Raw genomic sequence first — 21,968 nt, forward strand, 5'->3', positions numbered from 1 at the left:
TGTAGTTGGACAATTAGGAATAGGGCATAACCTGGGAAAGGGATAGGACATAACATAGGGAATAGAGGGGGGGTGAAGTGGGGTGTGAATCGGACTGAGGGGACGTTATTTCAGGGAGAAACATCCAAAACTTACACAAACGGACCGTATAGCCGTTTTTCTATCTGAAAAGTGGCAGAACACGCGCAATATTGGAAAATAAGCCTCTGAGGTCCGAATTTGTGTAAAAGACAGGTGGATCAGCGTAATAGTGGCTATGGAGTCCGTTTGCAGCATGTTATCTCCGGAGGGACACGGGGTTAACTAATCAGCCTGATACCGTGTGGCAGCGCATCACACAATAAGGTGAGAGGGTTCAGCGCGGGCCACGGCAAGGTGCAGAGAATTCAGCAGGGTTGCCGGGTGGACTGAGATCAACGCGGCTATCGCGAGCCGCAGTGTCTTATTGGGTTCGGGATGGTGTACAGAATTCTGGCCTCAATAACATAGATCTTAAGGCTGCTGCTTCTCCCCGGGTCTGGACGTTGAGATGCGGTAAGCGGTTGGGGACTGGGCACAGAAGCGTTTGAATTGGCGGGAGAAATACAAGGCATCCGTCAGTCCAACGGATGCTGCAACCTGCTCTACGGATAATTCTGGACGTTCCCGCAGCAGCTGGCGCGATTTCTCGATGCGCAGCTTAAGCAGATAGGTCACGGGCGAGAGACCGGTCTCCTGCTTGAAGATCCGCGACAGGTAAGCGCGGTTATAGCCGAGGCTGCCGCACATTTGCTCAATCGAGACCGGGTGAGCATATTGGGAAGCCATATAGTGGATCATCTGCTTCACGGTGCGCTTGACCTGTGATTCCGCCCCCGACAGCCTGGAGGAGGAGATATGCCGCTCAGCGGCTTCTCCGACGATCAGATATAGATAGCCGAGTGAAGTCAGGTGGGCGCTCTCCTTATTGGCGTAGAACGCCTGCATCATCCCGGCCATCGCGGCGGGGATGACGCTGCCTTCGGCGGTGGAGAGCACTGGCTTCTGCGGAGTAAAGCCGGTCTGCAGCACAAGCGCGTCGGCTTCCGCGCCGGTGAAAGCGGCCCAGCGGTAGCGCCAGGGCCGCTTCTCGTCCGAGAGATAGCTGACCAGCTGGCCGGGATGGATCAGGAAGCAGTCGCCTTGTCCCAGCTCATATTTGCGCTGCTCGGTGCGGAAGGTCCCGGAGCCGGATTCAATGAAGTGAAGCAGGTAATAATCATAGATTTTGGGACCGGCCTGATGCAGCGGCAAGGTCTGGCTTTCGCCGGCAAACAGTACATGCAGATTTTGCTTATCATAATAGACGGGATTTGACCCTACGGAATAAGTATGTTCCACGAAGAAGCTTCCTTTCTGGAGTTAACGCTGTCACCGCTTTGGAAACGGGTAATCGCTGGAAATGCCCGTCCTCCGATTATAACACGGAAGTCACATTTATCCATGCATTGCACACATGATTGCATTATCAGGGCAAGTCTGATTTTATTATAATATAACCATGAAGGCAGCAAGACTGATTCCAAGTTGAAGCAAGAGCAGCGAAAGGATGGAGTGGCACTAATGAGCATACAGGAACTTAACAGCAAATTTATTGAGAAGTACGGGGAGAGTACTGAAGAGGCACGCGTCTTCTACGCACCGGGCCGTGTCAATCTTATTGGAGAGCATCTGGATTACAATGGGGGTTATGTACTGCCGGCAGCGCTGGAATTCGGCACAACACTGATTGTACGCCCGCGCAGCGACGGCAAGGTTCAATTCGCATCGACGAATCTTCCTTACGAAGCTTCCATGGACTACAACGAAATCGGCAAGGCCAAAACAGGGGAATGGATCGATTATCCGATTGGCGTCATGGTGGAATTGGCGAAGAAGGATCTTCCGGTTTCCGGCGGCTACGACCTCTTGTTCCACGGTGATATTCCGAACGGTTCGGGCCTTTCTTCCTCCGCTTCCATTGAGGTGGTTACCGGCTTCGCGTTCCTGACACTGCTGGGTGGGGATACGGATACAGTAGAAATTGCGCTGCTGTCCCAGCGTGCGGAGAACCAGTATGTCGGCGTAAACTCCGGAATTATGGACCAGTTTGCCGTAGCCAACGGCAAGCGTGATCACGCGATTCTGCTGATGTGCGATACGCTGGAGTACAACCTGATTCCATTTGTGACCGGCGCCTACAAGCTGGTGATCGGCAACACGAACAAGAAGAGAGGTCTCGTGGATTCCAAATACAATGAACGCCGCAGCCAGTGCGACGAAGCATTGTCCACTCTGAAGCAGGAGGTTCCTTCCCTGTCTTACCTGGCAGAGCTAAAACCTCAGCAATTTGAAATCCATCAGCACAAAATTACAGATGAAACAGTCAGACGCCGAGCCCGCCATGTAGTGGAAGAGAACCAGCGTGTGCTTGACTCGGTTGAAGTACTGAAGAACAATGACCTGAAGCAGTTTGGTCAATATATGAATGACTCCCATGTCTCGCTTCGCGATCTGTATGAAGTAAGCTGCGAGGAGCTGGACATTATGGTTGAAGAAGCACAGCGGATTCCCGGAACCCTTGGCTCACGGATGACCGGTGCGGGATTCGGCGGATGTACGGTATCACTGGTGCATGAGGATGATGTCGAACGCTTTATCCGTGAAGTCGGTGAAGCCTATACCACCAGATCCGGTCTGGTAGGCGAATTCTACGTATGCGGTATCGGCAATGGTGTGGAAGAATTGAAAGGAGTGAAGTAAGATGGCGATTTTGGTAACAGGTGGAGCGGGGTATATCGGTTCTCATACAGTAGCTGAGCTGCTGGAGCGGGGCGAGGAAGTTGTGGTTATCGACAATTTGCTGACAGGCCACCGTGAGGCGCTGCTGGGCGGCAAGCTGTATGAAGGTGACCTGCGGGACAAGGTGCTGCTGGCCAAGCTGTTTTCGGAGAACAAGATTGAAGCGGTGATCCATTTTGCCGCAAGCTCGCTGGTGGGCGAGAGCATGAAGGACCCGGTCAAATACTATGACAACAACGTATATGGTACACAGTGTCTGCTGGAAGCGATGCAGCATGCAGGTGTGGACAAAATCGTCTTCTCCTCCACGGCCGCAACTTACGGCGAACCGGAAAAGGTGCCGATCGAGGAAACTGACCGCACAGAGCCGGCGAATGTGTACGGTGAAACCAAACTGACGATGGAACGCATGATGGCCTGGTTTGACAAGGTGCTCGGCATCAAATACGTGGCGTTGCGCTACTTCAATGCTGCAGGGGCACATGCCAGCGGCAAGATTGGCGAAGACCACCGTCCGGAGAGCCATCTGATTCCGCTGGTGCTGCAAACCGCGTTGAAGCAGCGGGAGAGCATTGCTGTCTTCGGCGAAGACTATCCGACCGAAGACGGAACCTGCGTCCGCGACTACATCCATGTCAGCGATTTGGCTGACGCCCATGTCCGGGCGGTCAACTATCTGCGCAGCGGCAGTGCAAGCAATATCTTCAACCTTGGCAACGGCCTCGGCTTCTCGGTCAAACAAGTGATCGAAACCGCCAAGAAGGTGACCGGGCTGGACATTCCGGTTGTCATTCAAGAGCGCCGCGCCGGTGATCCTGCTGTGCTGGTAGCTTCTTCTGACAAAGCCCGTTCCATTCTCGGCTGGACTCCGCAGCATGCGGACCTTGAGGATATTATTCAGAGCGCCTGGAACTGGCATTCAGCGAATCCGCAAGGATACGGAGAAGAATAACTCCTGGCTGTCCGGGGGAGTATGGCATTCTATTGAACCAGCTGCCCCCCAAAAAGGACACAGACAACTTGCTACACCACATTAAGGAGAATTTAAATGCCTAACGATATTAATACCGCTCCGGCCGGAGAGAAGGCGCTGCATGCCATCGAACAGCTTGTGCTGTTTGCGCTGCACCAGGAGCTGATCCAGCCTGCCGATGTTGACTATAGCCGCAATGAACTGCTGGACCAGTTCGGCTTCAGTGAGCCGTATGCCCTTGAATTCAGTGAAACACCGCTTGAGAGCCCGCAGGGACCGCTGGACATTCTGATCGATTATGGCTTCGAAATCGGACTGATTCCGGAGAATACCGATACGTACCGTGATCTGCTGGATGCGAAGATTATGGGACTGCTGATGGCACGGCCATCTGAAGTCAATGCCCAATTCTATAGCCTCTCGGCGGAGAAGGGCATTGAGGCGGCAACCGACCGCTTTTACAAATTAAGTATTGATTCCAACTATATCCGCATGGACCGGATTTCGAAGAATGTGTTCTGGCTGCAGGAATCACCATACGGGGATATCGAAATGACGATTAACCTGTCCAAGCCCGAGAAGAACCCGAAGGAAATCGCCATGGCCCGGCTGCTCCCTCCGCCGGTCTATCCGAAATGCCTGCTTTGCCGCGAAAATGTGGGTTATGCCGGACGGTTGAATCACCCGCCGCGCCAGAATCTGCGTGTAATTCCGCTGAAGCTGAACAATGAGAAATGGTTCTTACAGTACTCGCCGTATGTGTACTACAACGAGCATTGCATCGTGTTCCATCACGATCATGTGCCGATGAAGCTGACCAAGGAGTCGCTGAAGCGTCTGCTCAGCTTTGTGGAAGCTTTCCCGCATTATTTCATTGGCTCGAACGCCGATCTGCCGATTGTCGGCGGGTCGATTCTGACCCATGATCATTTCCAGGGCGGGCGCCATACCTTCCCGATCCAGAAAGCACCGAAAGAGCAGACGTTCACCCATGCCTCCTACCCGGGTGTCAGCCTCAGCATCGTGAAGTGGCCGATGTCGGTCCTGCGTTTGCATGGAGTAGACCCTGCAGTGCTGCTGGAATGCGGCAACGATCTCTATGAGGCCTGGAAATCCTACAGCGATCCTGAGGCTGAGGTATTAGCTTTCAGCGAAGTTGACGGTGTGGAAACCCCGCATAATACCGTTACTCCAATCGTGCGGCGAGCGGAAGACGGCGGCTTCGAGCTGGATCTGGTGCTGCGCAACAACCGGACCAGCGGGGAATTCCCCGAAGGGATATTCCACCCGCACCGGGAGATGCACCATATCAAGAAGGAGAACATCGGCCTGATTGAGGTTATGGGTCTGGCTATTCTGCCGGGACGACTGAAGGAAGAGCTGGATGCTATCGCAGGCGTGCTTGCCGGAGATCTCCCGCTACTGGCTGCCGTGAAGAGTGAAGCTGATCACGCGCTTGCACAGCATGCCTCGTGGATACAAGAGCTGGCCGAACGTTTTGGCACAGGTCACAACCACGAAGAAGCTGTCAAAATCGTGCAGAATGAGGTCGGTATCAAGTTCACCCATATTCTGGAGCATGCCGGGGTCTACAAACGGACACCGGAAGGACAAGCCGCTTTCCGCCGGTTTGTGCAGAGCTTCGGAGCCCTATAAACAACTGAATGTTAGTATTAATGTCCCCGGCCATGCAGGTTTGGGGGCTTTTCTTATACAGTTCGTTCAGCTTGGCGTGATACGGGGAGACGCTGTGATTTGAATGACGCACGCCGGAGGTCTATAATATGAAATTGCATCACATTCATCAACTAATGGAGGTTTACCCATATGCGCAAGTTTGAATTTTATAATCCTACCAAGCTGGTTTTTGGACAAGGAACATTGCAGGCTTTGAAGACCGAAGTCCCGAAATACGGTAAGAACGTATTGCTGATGTACGGCGGCGGCAGCATCAAACGCAGCGGTTTGTACGATAATGTGCTGGCTGAGCTGAATTCCATCGGGGCTGTCGTGACCGAACTGGCCGGAGTCGAGCCGAACCCGCGTCTGTCCACTGTACATAAAGGTGTGGCATTGTGCCGGGAGCACAACATTGAGCTGATCCTTGCCGTAGGCGGGGGCAGCGTACTGGACTGTGCCAAGGCAGTTGCGGTAGGCGCGAAATATGAAGGGGATATGTGGGACTTTGTGGAACGCAAGGCTGCTCCGCAAGCCGCGCTGCCGCTGGGCACAGTGCTGACGATGGCGGCTACCGGTTCCGAGATGAACAACGGATCTGTCATCAGCAACGAAGTCACCCAGGAAAAAATGGGCTGGGGCAGCGTGCATGCCTTCCCGGCATTTTCCATCCTTGATCCCGAGAACACCTTCACTTTGCCGCGTGACCAGACTGTCTACGGCATGGTGGATATCATGTCGCATGTTCTGGAGCATTATTTCCATACCGACGGAAACACGCCTGTACAGGACGGTTTCTGTGAGACGCTGCTGCGCACCGTTATTGAAACGGCACCGAAGCTGATCGGGGACCTGAACAATTACGAGCTGCGTGAAACGATTATGTACTGCGGCACAATGGCTCTGAACGGCATGGTCAGCATGGGCTTCGCCGGAGACTGGGCAACACACAACATCGAGCATGCCGTATCAGCAGTCTACGATATCCCGCATGGCGGCGGTTTGGCTATTCTCTTCCCGCAATGGATGAAGTACAACCTCAGTACGAACCCTGCCCGCTTCCGCCAGCTGGCCGTGAACGTATTCGGCATTGATCCGTCCGGCAAAAGCGATGAAGAAGCCGGTCTTGAAGGCATTGAAGCACTGCGCCGCTTCTGGGATTCCATCGGTGCGCCGAAGACCTTGGGCGACTATGATATCAATGACAGCGAAATCGGAAATATGGCCGACAAAGCGGTGCGTTTCGGACCGTTCGGTAATTTCCGCAAGCTGGAGCGTGAGGATGTCGTAAAAATTTATACAATGGCGCTGTAAGAACGCCATCATAAAGGGGCTGCAGAACTGCAGCTCCGGGCAGGAAATCAAGTCGTTCCCGGTAATGGGGACGGCTTTTTTGCATAAACTGTTGGCATAGGCCGGTTTGGGTTCAAGGCTGCTTCCACGATACAATATTGAGATAATCATCCAAGTTTGTGAAACCAAGGACATGGTTTGAACGTTTATACTAGTATGACAGTCCGGAACTATAGACGGGAGGAGAAAATAATGCAAACGCTGTATTTGGGCTGTTTGGCGCTCGGCGTCATTTTTGCCGTAGTCAGCGTAGTTGTGGGAGATCTGATCGGCAATGTTTTGGATGGGATATTTGATGTAGCTTCCTTTGATTTCCTGAACCCTGCTGTGCTGGCCGGGGGAGTCACCGTATTTGGCGGAGCAGGCATTCTGCTCACGCGTTACAGCAGGCTGGAAGATGGCGCTGTTCTTGCCTTGTCCTTGCTGATCGCAGCCTTTATGGGGGTGGTTCTTTACTTGGGAGTCGTCAAACCGATGGACAAAAGCGAGATGTCAAACGGGTTCTCCATGAGCGAGCTGCCTGGCAAGATCGGAGAAATTACCGTTCCTATTCCGGCACAGGGCTATGGCGAAATCATGGTGAAGTTTGGCGCAGGCAACAGCCTGCATACGGCAGCCAGCTTTGAGCAGCTTTCCCTCCCGGCCGGGATTAAGGTTGTAGTGGTAGAGGTCCGGGAAGGTGTTGCGCTGGTAACTGAATTTGAAGAGAGAAAAGGAGTGGATTCTTAATGTTAGGCTTAGACATTCCAGATTATTTGTTTATTCCTATTGTAGTTGTAGCGGTTCTGCTGGTGCTTGGGATTGCGTTCTGGGCACGTTACAAGACGGTCGGACCAGATGAAGGAATGATTGTCACCGGTTCCTTTCTCGGCAGCAATCATATCTCAGATGATGGCTCGGGCCGTAAAATCAAGATAGTCCGCGGGGGCGGGGCGTTCATTCTGCCTGTCTTCCAGAAGGCCGAGTTCATGTCTCTGCTTTCGCATAAGCTCGATGTGACGACACCGGAGGTATACACTGAGCAAGGGGTGCCGGTTATCGCCGATGGTGTGGCTATTATCAAGGTAGGCAGTTCTACCGAAGATGTGGCAACGGCAGCCGAACAGTTCATGGGCAAGCCGATAGAAGGGCTGAAGAGCGAGGCGCAGGAAGTGCTTGAAGGGCATCTGCGGGCGATTCTCGGCTCAATGACTGTGGAAGAGGTTTACCGCAACCGTGACCGGTTTGCCCAGGAGGTTCAGGGTGTAGCAGCGCGCGATCTTAAGAAGATGGGACTGCAGATTGTCTCCTTCACCATCAAAGATGTGCGCGACAAGCACGGATACTTGGAAGCTCTAGGTAAACCGCGGATTGCTGCAGTGAAGCGGGATGCAGAAATCGCCGAAGCGGAAGCGCTGCGGGATGCGCGGATCCAGAAGGCAAACGCCGAGGAGCAAGGGCAGAAGGCTGAACTGCTGCGGGATACGAACATCGCCGAAGCCTCCAAGGACAATCAGCTGAAGGTTGCAGCCTTTAAACGTGATCAGGATACAGCCAAGGCGGAAGCCGATCAGGCTTATCACATCCAGGAGGCGCGCGCCAAGCAGACGGTGGTGGAAGAGCAGATGAAGGTCGAACTGGTTCGCAAGGAACGCGAGATAGACCTGCAGTCCAAAGAAATACAGGTGCGCGAGAAGCAGTACGATGCGGAAGTGAAGAAGAAAGCGGAAGCCGACCGCTACGCAGTGGAACAGGCGGCAGAAGCCGATAAGGCCAAGCGGATGCGTGAAGCCGATGCCTTGCAGTACAGCATTGAGACCCAGGCGAAGGCAACATCCGAGCAGAAACGCCTGGAAGGCCAGGCAACAGCCGACGCAGAGCTGGCTAAAGGTAAAGCGGAGTCCGAAGTTATCCGCCTGCGTGGTCTCGCAGAAGCAGAAGCCAAAGAGAAGCTGGCCGAAGCGTTCCAGAAATTCGGCGAAGCTGCCGTGCTCGACATCATCGTGAAGATGCTGCCTGAATTGGCCGGTAAAATTGCCGAGCCGCTGGCATCCATCGACAAGCTCACTGTGGTGGATACGGGCAATGGTGAAGGAGCGGCGCGGGTCAGCAATTATGTGACCCAGCTGATGTCGACGGCACCGGAAATGCTGAAGAGTGTCTCGGGAATTGATGTAGAGGCATTGATTAAAGGTTTGACTAAAGGAAAAACGGGAACTCCGGACCACAGACCGGCAGTATCGGTTGCACCTGCGGTACCGGTAGTACCTGCAGTACCTACAGTACCGGCAGTGCCAGTGGTTCCAACTGATAAACTTGAAGGATAATGCGGGATAACTCAAGGTATGACAGGCGCATTGCCTGTCATACCTTGAATTTTATGGAGAGTGGGGAACTTCGTATGGAGCTGCTCTTGGATAACATCCGTAAGAGCTTCGGAGATAAACAAGTGCTCAAAGGCATTGACTACACTTTTGAAAAAGGCAAGATTTACGGTCTGCTGGGCCGCAACGGTGCCGGTAAAACCTCGCTGTTCAACTGCTTGAGCGGGGAGATTGGAATGGACAGCGGCGGGGCTTTTTTACGGGAAAACGAAGTAAGCAGTCCGCTTCGCGAGGCGGATATCGGGTATGTGTTTTCTTTGCCCATCCTGCCGGAATTTCTTACAGGCTATGAGTTTGTGAAATTCTATATGGATATCAACCGCGACAAGATTGAACCTGGCAAAAGCATCGAAGACTATTTCGACATTATCCGGATTGAGCAGGAGGACCGCCACCGGCTGATCAAAGGGTATTCTCATGGCATGAAGAACAAGATCCAAATGCTCTGCTTTATCATTACGCGTCCGCCCTTGATATTGCTGGACGAACCATTGACTTCTTTTGACGTTGTGGTGGCACTGGAGATCAAGAAGCTGCTGCGGGAGATGAAGCAGGATCATATCATTATTTTCTCCACCCATATTTTGCAGCTTGCAGCCGACTTGTGCGACGAACTCGTTATCCTGAATAACGGGACACTCCAGGAGATTCCTGCCGACACTCTGCACAGCCCGGAATTCGAGGAGAGAATCATAACCTTGCTAAAGGATGAGGGCAGCAATGATTAAGACGCTGAACACCATACTGGATATCAGGGGCGCATCCGGGGCGAACCGGCTGATCTATTATCTCCAGCGGTTGCCGGTAATTGGGAAGATGGCAAAGAATGACTTGTATTCCCGGACAGGACTCAAAAAGACGCTGACTGTAATCGTGCTTATTCTGAAGATAATATGGGGCTTTCTGACCAAATTCGCTTATTTGGGAATTGTAGTCTATTGGCCGGTGATCACAATCGGCAAGGAACTGCCGCCTGCTGAACAGTATCAGCTCTATCTGCAAGTGCTGGTCATAATCAGTTGTGTCGTAGCCGCAGTTTCAAATGCGGTCATCCTGGAACCGAAGCGGGACAAATATATTTGTGTGAAGCTGATGCGGCTGCCTGCTGATCAGTACATGCACGCTACTCTGTCGCTTCGGACCTTCAGTTTCTTTGTTTATTATATACCGGCCATGTGCCTCTTCGCTTCATTGCTGCAGGTCCCGGTCTGGCAGGGAGTGCTGCTTGCCCTGCTGTTAACTGCCTGGCGCTTGGGAAGTGAGGCGCTGCATTTATGGCTCTTCGACCGTACGGACATTGTGCTTGTCAAAAAAACAGGGTGGGTGTGGACCGTCATAGGCGTGGGATTTCCGCTTGCCTATGCTCTGCTGTATGCAGAAGTGTCCTTCGTGGACAGCGCTATGTTGTTCAACCTGCCGGCGGGTTTAGCCATTGCGGCTATAGGAGTGGTTGCCGCCGTTTATATTGCGCGTTATCCCCGTTACCGCAGTGCGGTTGATGCCGTGACCAAAATAGACGATCCGCTGCTGGATATGGGGCGTATGATGAAGGAATCGAGAGTGAAGGATGTCGAGACGAAAGAAAAGGATTTTTCAGCGGAACAGCTGAGTCCCGGTCAATTTCAGGAGAAAAGCGGCTATGCTTACCTGAATGCGATCTTTTTCTCCCGGCATAAACGTTTTTTAATACAGCCGATTCAGCGGCGGCTGCTCATCATTGGCGTGTTGTTCGCAGCCGGATTGCTGTCGATGATGGTCTCACCGGCAATGTTTACCAAGATGTCACATTTTTTAATCGGCAGCCTTTCTTATTTTGTATTTATTATGAATTTTACCTCGATCGGTGAGAAGGTCTGCAAAGCCATGTTTTACAACTGCGACATTAGTCTGCTGCGGTATGGATTCTACCGGGAACGGACGGCGGTGCTGAGCAATTTCCGGATTCGCCTGCTGAGAATAACCGCTCTGAATTTGATTCCGGCCGGAGCTATTTGTATAGCTGTGAATCTGCTCATTCTGCTTTCGGATGAAACCTGGGGGATTGCGGATGCAGCTGGTTTTTGCGGGGCTATCCTCGGCTTATCCCTGTTCTTCTCCGTGCATCACTTGTTCATGTATTATATTTTCCAGCCTTACAGCACAGAGCTGAATTTGAAGAATCCATTCTTCACCATTGTCAACAGTATTGTGTTGGCTGCAACCATTGTGTGCCTCCGCTTGGAGAGCACTCCGGCTTATTTTGCGGGAATGGTACTGCTGACCACGGTAGCCTACATGACCATCGCCTTATTCCTGGTCTATAAATACTCGGGCAGAACCTTCCGGGTAAAATGATCCAGCCTCTTCCACATCTGAAATCTTGATGTTATGGCGGTAGCCAAGTATAATCTACACATGCTGTCAAGTTATGCAGCTGCCGCAGCGGCAAAGGTATTCAGAATTCAAAGAGGTGTAAGCAGTGAGCAGCATAACAGTGGCTAAGGTACTCAATAACAATGTGATTATTGCCGAGCATCCCCAATACGCCGAGGTTGTGGTGATCGGAAAGGGCATAGGCTTTAACCGGAAAATGCGTGATCGGATCAGTCTGTCTTCCGTGGAGAAGATGTTTATTCTCCGCAGCCAGGAGGAGCAGGAGCAATACAAGCAGCTCGTTCCGCAGGTGGACGAGAAGCTGATCGAGGTAGTTCAGGAGATTGTATTGCATATCATGCAGAGCAGCCGCCAACCGCTGAATGAACATATTCATATTGCACTCACTGACCATATTTCATTTGCCATCCGCCGTCATGAACAAGATATCGCCATACATAATCCGTTTCTGTACGAAACCAGGGAAATTTACCCTGAGGAATACAGTCTGGCCGAATATGCAGTCGGGCGGATCAATCAGGCGATGGGGGTAACGTTGCCTTTTGATGAGATCGGTTTTGTCGCTTTGCATATTGTAAGCGCATTGAGCAACCGTCATATCTCCGAGGTGAAGCAGCATTCCGTGCTGATCGGTGATCTCGTGGGGCTGGTGGAGGATAATCTGAGTTATCATGTTCCGCGGGATTCCCTGGATTATTCCCGGCTGGTCACCCACCTGCGTTTTGTTCTGGAAAGACTGCGCCGTGGTGAGAGTGTGCGGGAGACTTCTTCTCTTGACGGGTTAATGAAGCGCGAATATCCTGAAATGTACATGCTGGCCTGGAAGCTGACTAAGGTCATTGAGCAGCGGGTGCGTATTCCGGTATATCCGGCTGAAGTGAGCTACCTGACTATTCATCTGCAGCGTCTGGCCCAGAAGAAAGAGGATGAAGAGGATATGGAGCAGCATGAGGGTTGAAATGAACCCCTTACAAAAACATGCTTGCAACTTCAAAAAATCGGTGCTACAATGTTCCCTGTTCCAATAAAACAGAATACCTACGTGTAACTGATACGATCAGGCATGAGTGATTTACAGTATTTTGGTTGTCAGGCCCCAAGCTGGGGCAATCTAACCTTAGTGTTAGAGAGACAAACCTTAATGCTGTGTTGCTCATGCCTTTTTTGGTTTCCTGTTTGTGCGAAATTACTATTAAGGAAGTGGCCTAAATGTTCAAAAAGTTGTTTGGCGTTTTGCAAAGAGTCGGTAAAGCGCTTATGCTTCCTGTAGCCATCCTGCCTGCGGCGGGCTTGCTGCTCGGGATCGGCAACATGCTGGTTAACCCGGATTTCCTCCAATACGTACCGGCACTGGAAAACAGCGGGGTTCAGGCCGTTGCCAACGTTTTGATGAACTCGGGACAGATTGTTTTTGATAACCTGTCACTCTTGTTTGCGGTCGGGGTAGCCATCGGTCTTGCCGGTGGTGAAGGGGTTGCCGGTCTTGCGGCAATCATCGGTTTCCTCGTCATGAATGTAACCATGGGAACGGTACTGGGCATTAACGCTTATGTATTGACCTGGAAGGATTTCTCCTATTCCAGTGTCTTGGGAATACCGACGCTGCAGACAGGGGTTTTCGGCGGTATCCTGGTCGGGATACTGGCCGCGTCGATGTACAAGCGGTTCTTCCGCATAGAATTGCCGTCGTATCTCGGTTTCTTTGCGGGTAAACGGTTTGTGCCGATTATGACGGCAGTAACCTCCCTGATTCTTGGTCTTGTATTGACGGCTGTTTGGCCGCCGATCCAGCACGGCCTGAACTATGTGTCGCAAAGCATGATCAACACGAACTTGACGCTGTCGGCCTTTATCTTCGGTGTCATTGAGCGTTCACTGATTCCTTTCGGCTTGCATCACATTTTCTATTCGCCGTTCTGGTATGAGTTCGGAAGTTATGTCGATAAAGCCGGCGAACTGGTACGCGGGGATCAGCGGATCTTCATGCAGCAGCTGCGCGACGGGGTGGATTTCACAGCGGGTACATTTACAACAGGTAAATATCCGTTCATGATGTTCGGTCTGCCGGCAGCGGCACTGGCGATCTACCATGAAGCCAAACCTGAGAACAAAAAGATTGTCGGCAGCTTGATGGTTTCTGCAGCCCTTACTTCTTTCCTGACAGGGATTACAGAGCCGCTGGAATTCTCATTCCTGTTCGTAGCTCCGCTTCTGTTCGCAGTGCATGCTGTCTTTGCAGGTCTTTCCTTTATGACTATGCAAATCCTTCATGTTAAGATCGGAATGACCTTCTCCGGCGGTTTTATCGACTATGTGCTGTTCGGTATTATCCCGAACCGTACTGCGTGGTGGCTGGTTATCCCGGTAGGTCTGGTTATTGCCGTGATTTACTACTTTGGATTCCGCTATGTCATCCGGAAGTTCAATCTGAAAACTCCGGGCCGTGAAGATGCATCCGATGATTCGGAAGACGTCAACACGGGGAATGTATCTACAAGCGGTGATGATCTGCCGCGCAACATTTTGTCCGCACTGGGCGGCAAAGAAAACATCACCCATCTGGACGCCTGCATCACCCGCCTCCGCGTCGAGGTTAAGGATAAGGCAGGCGTAGATAAGAACCGGCTGAAGAAGCTGGGTGCTTCCGGTGTGCTTGAGGTTGGTAATAACGTTCAGGCGATCTTTGGTACACGTTCAGATACAATCAAGTCACAGATACAGGATGTCATGAACGGCAGAATACCAGCTGCTTCAGCCGCACCGCAGCCTGAGCTTGAGAAGCAGGTCGGTGAAGAAGGCGCAGCAATTATTCCTGAGGACATCGTGTCCCCGGTAAATGGCGAGCTGCTTGATATTACGCAGGTTCCAGATGCTGTCTTCTCCCAGAAGATGACGGGTGACGGCTTCGCCTTCCTGTCAGATGACGGCAAGATTGCTTCACCGGTATACGGTAAAGTGTTCAATGTATTCCCGAGCAAGCATGCCATCGGGATTATGTCCGACGGCGGCAAGGAAGTGCTCGTGCATATTGGTGTTAATACTGTAAAGCTTAAAGGCCAAGGCTTCACAATTCTTGTAGAAGAAGGCGACCTGGTAGCTGCAGGACAGCCGATTATGGAAGTGGATCTGGAATACGTGAAAGCCCATGCGCCTTCCGTTATTTCACCGGTCATCTTCTCCAATCTGCCTGAAGGGTCGACGGTTACCTTGAAGAAGCCGGGTAAAGTGGCTGTAGGCGATAAAGACATCATCAGCATTCAGTAAAATGTGCATTGGCATGGCGCTTCCCTTATAATGAAGGGGAGCGCGGCCTTCACATAAGACAAACATTCAAATTAACAGAAAGCGAGTTGGATATTATCATGCAAAAAACATTCAGAATTATTGACGAAGACGGAATTCACGCACGCCCAGCAACAGCGCTGGTAAATACAGCAACAAAGTTTAAAGGCACAGAAGCATTCGCGGAAGCCAAAGGTAAAAAAGTAACACTTAAATCCATTCTCGGCGTATTGTCTTTGGGTCTTGAAGCTGGCGATACCTTGAGTCTGATTACTGAAGGCAGTGAAGAAGCGGAAGCACTGAGCGCACTGCAAGATGTGATGATTAAAGAAGGGCTGGGAGAGCTTCATGAATAAAATTTCAGGAATCGCGGCTTCAGCAGGTATTGCCGTAGCCCGTGCATTTATCCTGGAACATCCGGATTATACAATCACGAAGACTGCTGTAAGCGATGTGGAAGCCGAGATTGCCAAACTGGAGAGCGCCCTGGAGAAATCCAAGGGCGAGCTGCAGGGCATTAAGGAGCGCACGCTCGCTGAATTGGGCGAGAAGAAGGCGGAGATTTTCGAATCCCATCTGCTGATTCTTGAAGACCCCGAACTCATCAGTCCCGTAATGGATAAAATCCGCGAGGAATCGGTTAATGCGGACTATGCCCTAAATGAAGTTGCCACTCAGTTTATCGAAATGTTCGAAAATATGAAAAGTGCTTACCTGCAGGAACGTGCCGCTGATATGCGCGATGTAACCAAACGCATCCTGAACCACCTGCTGGGTATTCACTATGTAAGTCCTGCGGAAATCAATGAAGAGGTTATCGTCATTGCCCTGGATTTGACTCCATCCGACACGGCGCAGCTTAATCGTAAATACGTGAAGGGCTTCACGACGAATATCGGCGGACGCACCTCGCACTCGGCCATCATGGCCCGGTCCCTGGAAATTCCGGCGGTAGTCGGCACCAAGAATGTACTGTCTGAAGTCAAGGCGGGAGATCTGGTGATTGTCGACGGTTTGAGCGGAGATGTTCTAATCAACCCGAGCGATGCTGAAGTCGCCGAATATAAAGCTAAACAGGAAGCCTATGATCTGCAAATTGCCGAGTGGAAAAAACTCCGCGATGAGCCGACCGTATCGGCTGACGGCAAACATGTAGAACTAGCTGCCAACATCGGCACACCTAATGATGTGAACGGTGTGATCGAGAACGGCGGCGAAGGTGTAGGTCTGTACCGCACCGAGTTCCTGTACATGGGCCGAGACAAGCTGCCTTCCGAAGAAATTCAGTACAATGCTTACCGCACTGTGCTTGAGAACATGAACGGCAAGCCGGTTGTTGTGCGCACACTGGATATCGGCGGCGACAAGGAGCTGCCTTACCTGGATCTGCCGAAGGAAATGAACCCGTTCCTTGGATTCCGTGCGATCCGCCTGTGTCTGGACCGTCAGGATATTTTCCGCACCCAGCTGCGCGCTTTGCTTAGAGCAAGTGCTCACGGTGACCTGCGCATCATGTTCCCGATGATCGCTACGCTCGGCGAATTCCGTGCAGCCCGCGATCTGCTGCTGGAAGAAAAGGCTAAGCTGCGCGAAGAAGGCAAGGAAGTATCGGACAACATTCAGTTGGGCATCATGGTAGAAATTCCATCAACGGCGGTTCTGGCTGACCAGTTCGCCAAAGAAGTGGATTTCTTCAGTATCGGTACCAACGATCTTATTCAATATACGATGGCTGCCGACCGTATGAATGAACGGGTATCCTACCTGTATCAGCCATACAATCCGGCGATCCTGCGTCTGGTCAAAATCGTTATCGACGCAGCCCATGCCGAAGGCAAATGGACCGGCATGTGCGGCGAAATGGCCGGCGACAGCACAGCGATTCCGCTGCTGCTCGGTCTGGGCCTCGATGAGTTCAGCATGAGCGCAACCTCCATCCTGCCTGCACGCAGCCAGATTTCTAAGCTGTCCGCTGCAGATATGAAGGAAATGGCTGCTAAAGCACTTCAGCTTGGCACCGCCGAGGAAGTTGCTGCACTTGTGCAGAGCAGCGTGAAGTAAATTCGCAAAGCTTTCTTGCATTATCCGTTTAGGCAATTCACTCTTCCAACTACTACTGCCGGCCTCCTCTATAGGAGGCCGTTTTTTTGTTGTCAGCGGCAGTACATCATCTTTTGTTCGTGCTGTCATTTATAAGGACAAGCTCAAATACCTGGGCGCAGCAGCCGATAATAGAATGTGGGCACATAAAACGGGTGGAACCCAAACCTGTGAACATAGTGTTACATATTATATTATGATTCAAAAGAAAGACAGTACTCTATAGACTTCGCTTGCAGATCTGTGCAAGTATTAATTTCTTCCATAGTGGAAATAGTTGGATTTAAGTGAAGTAAACCGTTATCCGGCAATATGGCGGAGAACAGGGGGATGGTGGAATACATGAATAGCAATTATATAAATACAGAGACAATAATAGAGACTTATGAAGGCAAAGACCTTGGACTAACCTACACTGCAGGCTGCAGCCAGTTTAAAGTATGGGCCCCGACGGCCTTTACCGTATCGGTTGTATTGTACGAGACCGGCGGGACCGGCGCAGATGTATCAGCCGTTTATTCCAAAGACAGTGGAGTGATTATCCCCATGCAGCGCCAGGACGGCGGTGTTTGGCAGGCGCAGCTTACCGGAGATCTGAAAGGCAAATATTATATGTACCGCACCGTATTTGCCGACGGCAGTATAAGGGAGGCCGCCGATCCCTATGCAACCGCTGTTTCGGCGAACGGGGTGAGGTCGGCGATTGTGGATTTGCGTGAGACCGATCCGCCCTCCTGGGCAGAGGACCGTTCACCCCAGTTGCAACATCCCGCAGATGCGGTAATTTATGAGCTGCATGTACGGGATTTCTCCGCCCATGAGAGCTCTGGCATGTTGCATAAGGGGAAGTTCAAAGCTTTTACGGAAACCGGATTACGTGATTCTGCAGGGAATGCACTGGGGATTGATCATTTGGCTGAACTGGGGATTACCCACGTGCATCTAATGCCGGTATTCGATTTCCAGACGGTAAACGAACTGAATGCAAATGGTCTGGACACCGAAGCGGGACATTACAGCGAATATAACTGGGGTTATGATCCACAGCATTATAATGTACCCGAAGGGTCCTACAGTACCAACCCGGCTGAACCCGGGACCCGGATCCGTGAATTCAAAGAAATGGTGCAGGCACTGCACAGCCGAGGCATTTCGGTCATTATGGATGTGGTGTACAACCATACGTATTCTGTTGAGAAGGGGCCATTCGAGCCGCTGGTGCCGGAGTATTTCTACCGTCATGATTATTTGGGTAGACTGTCCAACGGTTCGGGCGTCGGCAACGAAATTGCCACAGAGCGGCCTATGGTGCGCAAATATATTAAGGACTCCTTGTTATACTGGGCTTCGGAGTATCATATCGACGGGTTCCGCTTTGATCTGATGGGTCTGATGGACAGCGTAACCATGCGCGAAATTACGGAAGAGCTGCGCCTTGCCATTAATCCGAATCTGCTGATCTACGGGGAGCCGTGGACAGGAGGGGACTCTCCACTGGCGGACAAAACGCTGAAGGGTGTGCAGCGGGGCAAAGGTTATGCCGTGTTCAATGACAACTTCCGCGCGGCAATAAAAGGCGACAGCGATGGTTGGGGCAAAGGCTTCGCAACCGGTGAATACGGCAAAGAAGGCTCAGTGGCGTCGGGAATAAAAGGAGCGATTCATGAATTTACCGACTCGCCTGTCGAAACGGTGAATTATGTAACCGCTCATGATAACTTGAATCTGTGGGATAAGGTGCTTGCTTCCCAAGGCCAGCGCCAGGCGGCGGATCTGCCTGAACTGGAGAACGGAAGATTGAAGGGCGGCGGTGAGGTCGAAAAGGCGGTCGCTAAAGCAAATCCGTACTTCGCAATCGACCCGCAGGATGTTCTTGACAATGAAACTGTGCGCCGATCCCTGCTGGCTAACGGGATCATTTTAACCTCCCAGGGCATTCCTTTTCTGCATGCCGGAGATGAAATGCTGCGCAGCAAATACGGGGATCATAACAGCTACCGTTCCCCTGATGTGGTCAATGCGATCCGCTGGGATAACAAAGAGACATTTATGCCTGTCTTTCAATATTATAAAGGGCTTATTGAGCTGCGGCGCAAGCATCCGGCCTTCCGTCTGCATGGACGGCAGGAGATCGAGCGCTCACTGGAGTTCCTGCGCTGTGAAGACGGCGTCGTCGCTTATCAGCTGAAGGATAATGCAGGCGGTGATGTCTGGAACAATATCGTTGTTATTTTCAACGCCAATAGGGGGCCTGTTACTCAGCAGCTGCCTGAGACAGGCGGCTGCTGGAACATTGTGGTAGATCATTCCGGTGCCGGTACAGAAGCCTTCCGTATTGCTACAGATCATGCAGTAGAGCTTGAAGGACTGTCGATGATGGTACTGTATGATGTCTACGGCGAGCCTGCACCGCGGGCAAAGATCATTGAGGTTCATTATGACCGCCCCGACGGCGATTACCGCGGCTGGAATCTTTGGGTGTGGGGTACAGGCATCCAGGATGGGCAGTGCGATTTCCGGCAGATGGAGGATGGACGTGCGGTAGCACGGATCGAAGTGGTGCCGGGAACAGAGTCGGTTGGATATATTTTGCGGCTGAATGACTGGGAAGAGAAGGGTAGCGGAGACCGCTTTATTGACTGCTCCGGCAATGAAGCGCTGCTTAAGGTAGTGGTGCAAGACCGCAGCAGTGCAAGCAGCGGCGATGGAGATAATCCGCTTCAGTTAAGCAGCTGAAGTTAAGCTATAGATTAAACAGATAGCCACTCAGCTGATAAAGGCTGTTCCAGCATCGCCGCCGTTTGGGCAGTGATTCCGGAACAGCCTGTTTTGCTGCCTGTTTCTTTATTTATGCTTGTCTGAATGTTCTTCATCCACAAGCTTATTGTATAGATTGGCTTCGTTGCCGCCGCTGTTTTTGGAGCGGTACATCGCCAGGTCGGCGGCGCGGAGCAGTTCGTTGATACTGCCGCCATGCTGCGGATATAGGGCTACGCCGATGCTGGCGGAAGTATGAAAGCTGGAGCCTTGGTTGACAGACCAGGATTTGTTGAACAGCTGAAGTAAACGGTCCAGCATTTCGTTCAGCATCTCTGGATTGGTAAAGCGGTGAAGCACGACGGCGAACTCATCGCCGCCGATGCGGAACGCCTGACCGAATCCTTTAACCGTCTGCTGCAGCTCACGGGAGAGCAACTGCAGGAATTCATCTCCGGCCAAGTGGCCAAGGGTATCATTAAGCTGCTTGAACCTGTCGCAGTCGAGCAGCGCAACTGCTATTTCCTGTCTGCGGTCCTCAGGCTGATTAATCAGGTTCTCCATGTACATTTTAAAATGGGCTCTATTGGGGATTGCTGTTAAATGATCATAGAAGGCCAGCTTGTGGAGCCGTTCCTCATGTTGCTTGCGCTGGGTGATCTCACGAGAGATAAGCATATACTGCGCGGGAAAAGCATGGCTGCCGGTGATCGGTGAGATTTTCGTTTCCAGCCACACCCAGTGGCCTTTTGCCGAACGCATGCGCAGCTCCGAAATTCGTGGAGTCCCCTGAACCACACTCTTCAGCTTCGCCCAGGAGATTTCAGCTTCGCGGATATAGTTGGAAAGAGGAACATCTTTGTCCGGCACGTAGCCAAGCACGCTGGAATGGGAAGGTGAGGCGTACAGGATCATACCGTTTGGATCGGTCAAAATAATGAAGTCAGATATGGTCTCACCGATCAGCTGGTATAGGGATTGATCTTCCTGCATCTCACTTTGCAGCGAAACTACTCTGCGGCAGAGATAAATAATAACGAGCATTAGCAGGAACAAGATCAGCGAGTAGGCCGCGAACAGGGTGCTTTTTCTCTCACGGAACTCTTGGGTAATCTGCTGTCCGTAGTTATCGATCAGGTTCTCGGATTGATCCAGGCTGCTGCGGACCTCACTCAGCCGGGTGTTGATCATGATAGCTGAGTACGTATCCGGGTTCCAATTGCTTTCCATACGCCGGGAGATCAGTTTCTGCCCGGTATTCTTCCAGCTTTCAAAAGCGTCTTCGAAGCTCAGCAGCTCGTTTCTCAGCTGGGAGAGCAGCCGATTGCTCTGTGTCATCCTCTTTTCCGGATGATTCATAGCGTTGATGTTGTAGCTGACCATGCCCAGCCGCTGCTTCACCTGGGCATTATTGTCATGAAACTCCTGAGACAGCAGGCCGCGCTGTTCACGCGTAATGTTCCGGTTCATCACCGTGTGCAGCGCAAGGGCAGCCTGATGAAGATCCCGGTCGGCATTCAGAATCAGCTCTGAATTTTGGTAGACATCGCTGTACAGTGAATCTGAAAGCCGGTTAATTGTGTGGTTCAGATACAGCAGAGAAGCGGTGCTGATGCCCGCCAGAATAACGGAGATAGCGACAAATAAAAGGATTAATCTGCGTGTGTTTTTGATTTTGTATAAAGCCACTGTCATCCTCTCCCCGCATAAAACTTTGAGAAATCTCTTTGATAGTAGATGATACCTATGCGGAACTAATCCCAGCTGCGGGTAATTGGCCGCAGGGACAACGAGAGAGTGTCTTTCAAATAGTCATAGAAACATAGTGCTTCCAGTACGATTAGGGATCCTTCTCATCAGTATGTAGGACGTCCTGCTTAGGGCATCCGGGCCGAGAATGGAATATAAGAGGTTGATCCGAGCCTGAAATGCCCAAAATCCCCTGCCAGCCGACCGTTCGGGTCATCAAGCGATCCGGTAAGCCGGGGAGGAGATGGGGATCTTGATATAATTAGCATCAGATTTAAACATTATGTATAGTACAGGCTTATTCATACTCCAACCCCTGAGTCCTATTACCCAAGTTTTCTACAAACGATACTCCCTTTCTGTGCTAAGTAACTAAAATATCATAGCTGCCGCTCCCGTCCACTATATTAAAGGTTAGCAGGTTCGTTCCCGGCGAGTTTAGGGATTAATTCCTCTGAATTTGTCGGCTTGTCAAAACGACATTTTGTGCATATAATGAATAGACATATCTTCTGAGTAAGAAGATGCAGTTTCCCAGCAAC

Annotated in this window: 15 protein-coding genes; 13 read left to right on the forward strand and 2 right to left on the reverse strand. The window is 51.5% G+C overall.

Going from position 1 to position 21,968, the window contains the following annotated elements:
- Positions 1-492: 492 nt before the first annotated feature.
- Positions 493-1,359: an AraC family transcriptional regulator gene (locus tag H70357_RS09185; protein ID WP_038588210.1), complete on the reverse strand. Its 867-nt coding sequence runs from the start codon at positions 1,357-1,359 to the stop codon at positions 493-495.
- A 222-nt stretch (positions 1,360-1,581) separates the two neighbouring features.
- Here H70357_RS09185 and H70357_RS09190 point away from each other — a divergent pair, with 222 nt between their 5' ends.
- The 13 genes from H70357_RS09190 (at position 1,582) to pulA (ending at position 19,656) form a co-directional block, all read left to right on the forward strand.
- Complete coding sequence (locus H70357_RS09190) at positions 1,582-2,760, forward strand: galactokinase (RefSeq protein WP_038588214.1); 1,179 nt, start codon at positions 1,582-1,584, stop codon at positions 2,758-2,760.
- Position 2,761: 1 nt separating this feature from the next.
- Positions 2,762-3,751 carry a UDP-glucose 4-epimerase GalE gene (gene galE, locus H70357_RS09195; protein ID WP_038588217.1) on the forward strand — a complete coding sequence of 330 codons (990 nt, stop codon included), beginning with the start codon at positions 2,762-2,764 and terminating at the stop codon, positions 3,749-3,751.
- 96 nt (positions 3,752-3,847) lie between these two features.
- Positions 3,848-5,428, forward strand: a complete 1,581-nt coding sequence (locus tag H70357_RS09200) for a UDP-glucose--hexose-1-phosphate uridylyltransferase (protein ID WP_038588220.1) — start codon at positions 3,848-3,850, stop codon at positions 5,426-5,428.
- 171 nt (positions 5,429-5,599) lie between these two features.
- The gene (locus tag H70357_RS09205; RefSeq protein WP_038588224.1) at positions 5,600-6,763 is read left to right on the forward strand and encodes an iron-containing alcohol dehydrogenase; all 1,164 of its coding nucleotides are present in this window, start codon (positions 5,600-5,602) and stop codon (positions 6,761-6,763) included.
- Positions 6,764-6,994: 231 nt separating this feature from the next.
- The gene (locus H70357_RS09210; RefSeq protein WP_038588227.1) at positions 6,995-7,531 is read left to right on the forward strand and encodes an NfeD family membrane protein; all 537 of its coding nucleotides are present in this window, start codon (positions 6,995-6,997) and stop codon (positions 7,529-7,531) included.
- Positions 7,531-9,108 carry a flotillin lipid rafts scaffold protein FloT gene (locus H70357_RS09215; protein WP_052091932.1) on the forward strand — a complete coding sequence of 526 codons (1,578 nt, stop codon included), beginning with the start codon at positions 7,531-7,533 and terminating at the stop codon, positions 9,106-9,108. Before H70357_RS09210 ends, H70357_RS09215 begins: the two co-directional genes overlap by 1 nt.
- A gap of 74 nt (positions 9,109-9,182) precedes the next feature.
- Entirely contained in the window at positions 9,183-9,893 is a 711-nt protein-coding gene (locus tag H70357_RS09220; protein ID WP_038588230.1) for an ABC transporter ATP-binding protein, read from the forward strand.
- Positions 9,886-11,499 carry a hypothetical protein gene (locus H70357_RS09225; RefSeq protein ID WP_038588233.1) on the forward strand — a complete coding sequence of 538 codons (1,614 nt, stop codon included), beginning with the start codon at positions 9,886-9,888 and terminating at the stop codon, positions 11,497-11,499. The genes H70357_RS09220 and H70357_RS09225 overlap by 8 nt, the downstream gene beginning before the upstream one ends.
- Positions 11,500-11,623: 124 nt before the next feature.
- Positions 11,624-12,496 carry a glucose PTS transporter transcription antiterminator GlcT gene (glcT, locus tag H70357_RS09230; protein WP_038588235.1) on the forward strand — a complete coding sequence of 291 codons (873 nt, stop codon included), beginning with the start codon at positions 11,624-11,626 and terminating at the stop codon, positions 12,494-12,496.
- Positions 12,497-12,747: 251 nt separating this feature from the next.
- Complete coding sequence (ptsG, locus tag H70357_RS09235; protein ID WP_038588237.1) at positions 12,748-14,802, forward strand: glucose-specific PTS transporter subunit IIBC; 2,055 nt, start codon at positions 12,748-12,750, stop codon at positions 14,800-14,802.
- Between the two features lie 98 nt (positions 14,803-14,900).
- On the forward strand, positions 14,901-15,176 hold the full coding sequence (locus tag H70357_RS09240) for an HPr family phosphocarrier protein (RefSeq protein ID WP_038599075.1): 276 nt from the start codon (positions 14,901-14,903) through the stop codon (positions 15,174-15,176).
- Entirely contained in the window at positions 15,169-16,881 is a 1,713-nt protein-coding gene (gene ptsP, locus H70357_RS09245; RefSeq protein WP_038588239.1) for a phosphoenolpyruvate--protein phosphotransferase, read from the forward strand. The genes H70357_RS09240 and ptsP overlap by 8 nt, the downstream gene beginning before the upstream one ends.
- A gap of 381 nt (positions 16,882-17,262) precedes the next feature.
- Positions 17,263-19,656: a type I pullulanase gene (pulA, locus tag H70357_RS09250; RefSeq protein WP_038599078.1), complete on the forward strand. Its 2,394-nt coding sequence runs from the start codon at positions 17,263-17,265 to the stop codon at positions 19,654-19,656.
- 108 nt (positions 19,657-19,764) lie between these two features.
- On the opposite strand, the gene H70357_RS09255 is transcribed toward pulA, so the two are convergent.
- A complete protein-coding gene (locus tag H70357_RS09255; RefSeq protein ID WP_038588241.1) occupies positions 19,765-21,366 on the reverse strand; it encodes a sensor domain-containing diguanylate cyclase in 1,602 nt (533 codons plus the stop codon).
- Positions 21,367-21,968: the final 602 nt, after the last annotated feature.

Source organism: Paenibacillus sp. FSL H7-0357 (genome assembly GCF_000758525.1).
Lineage (GTDB): Bacteria > Bacillota > Bacilli > Paenibacillales > Paenibacillaceae > Paenibacillus_AQ.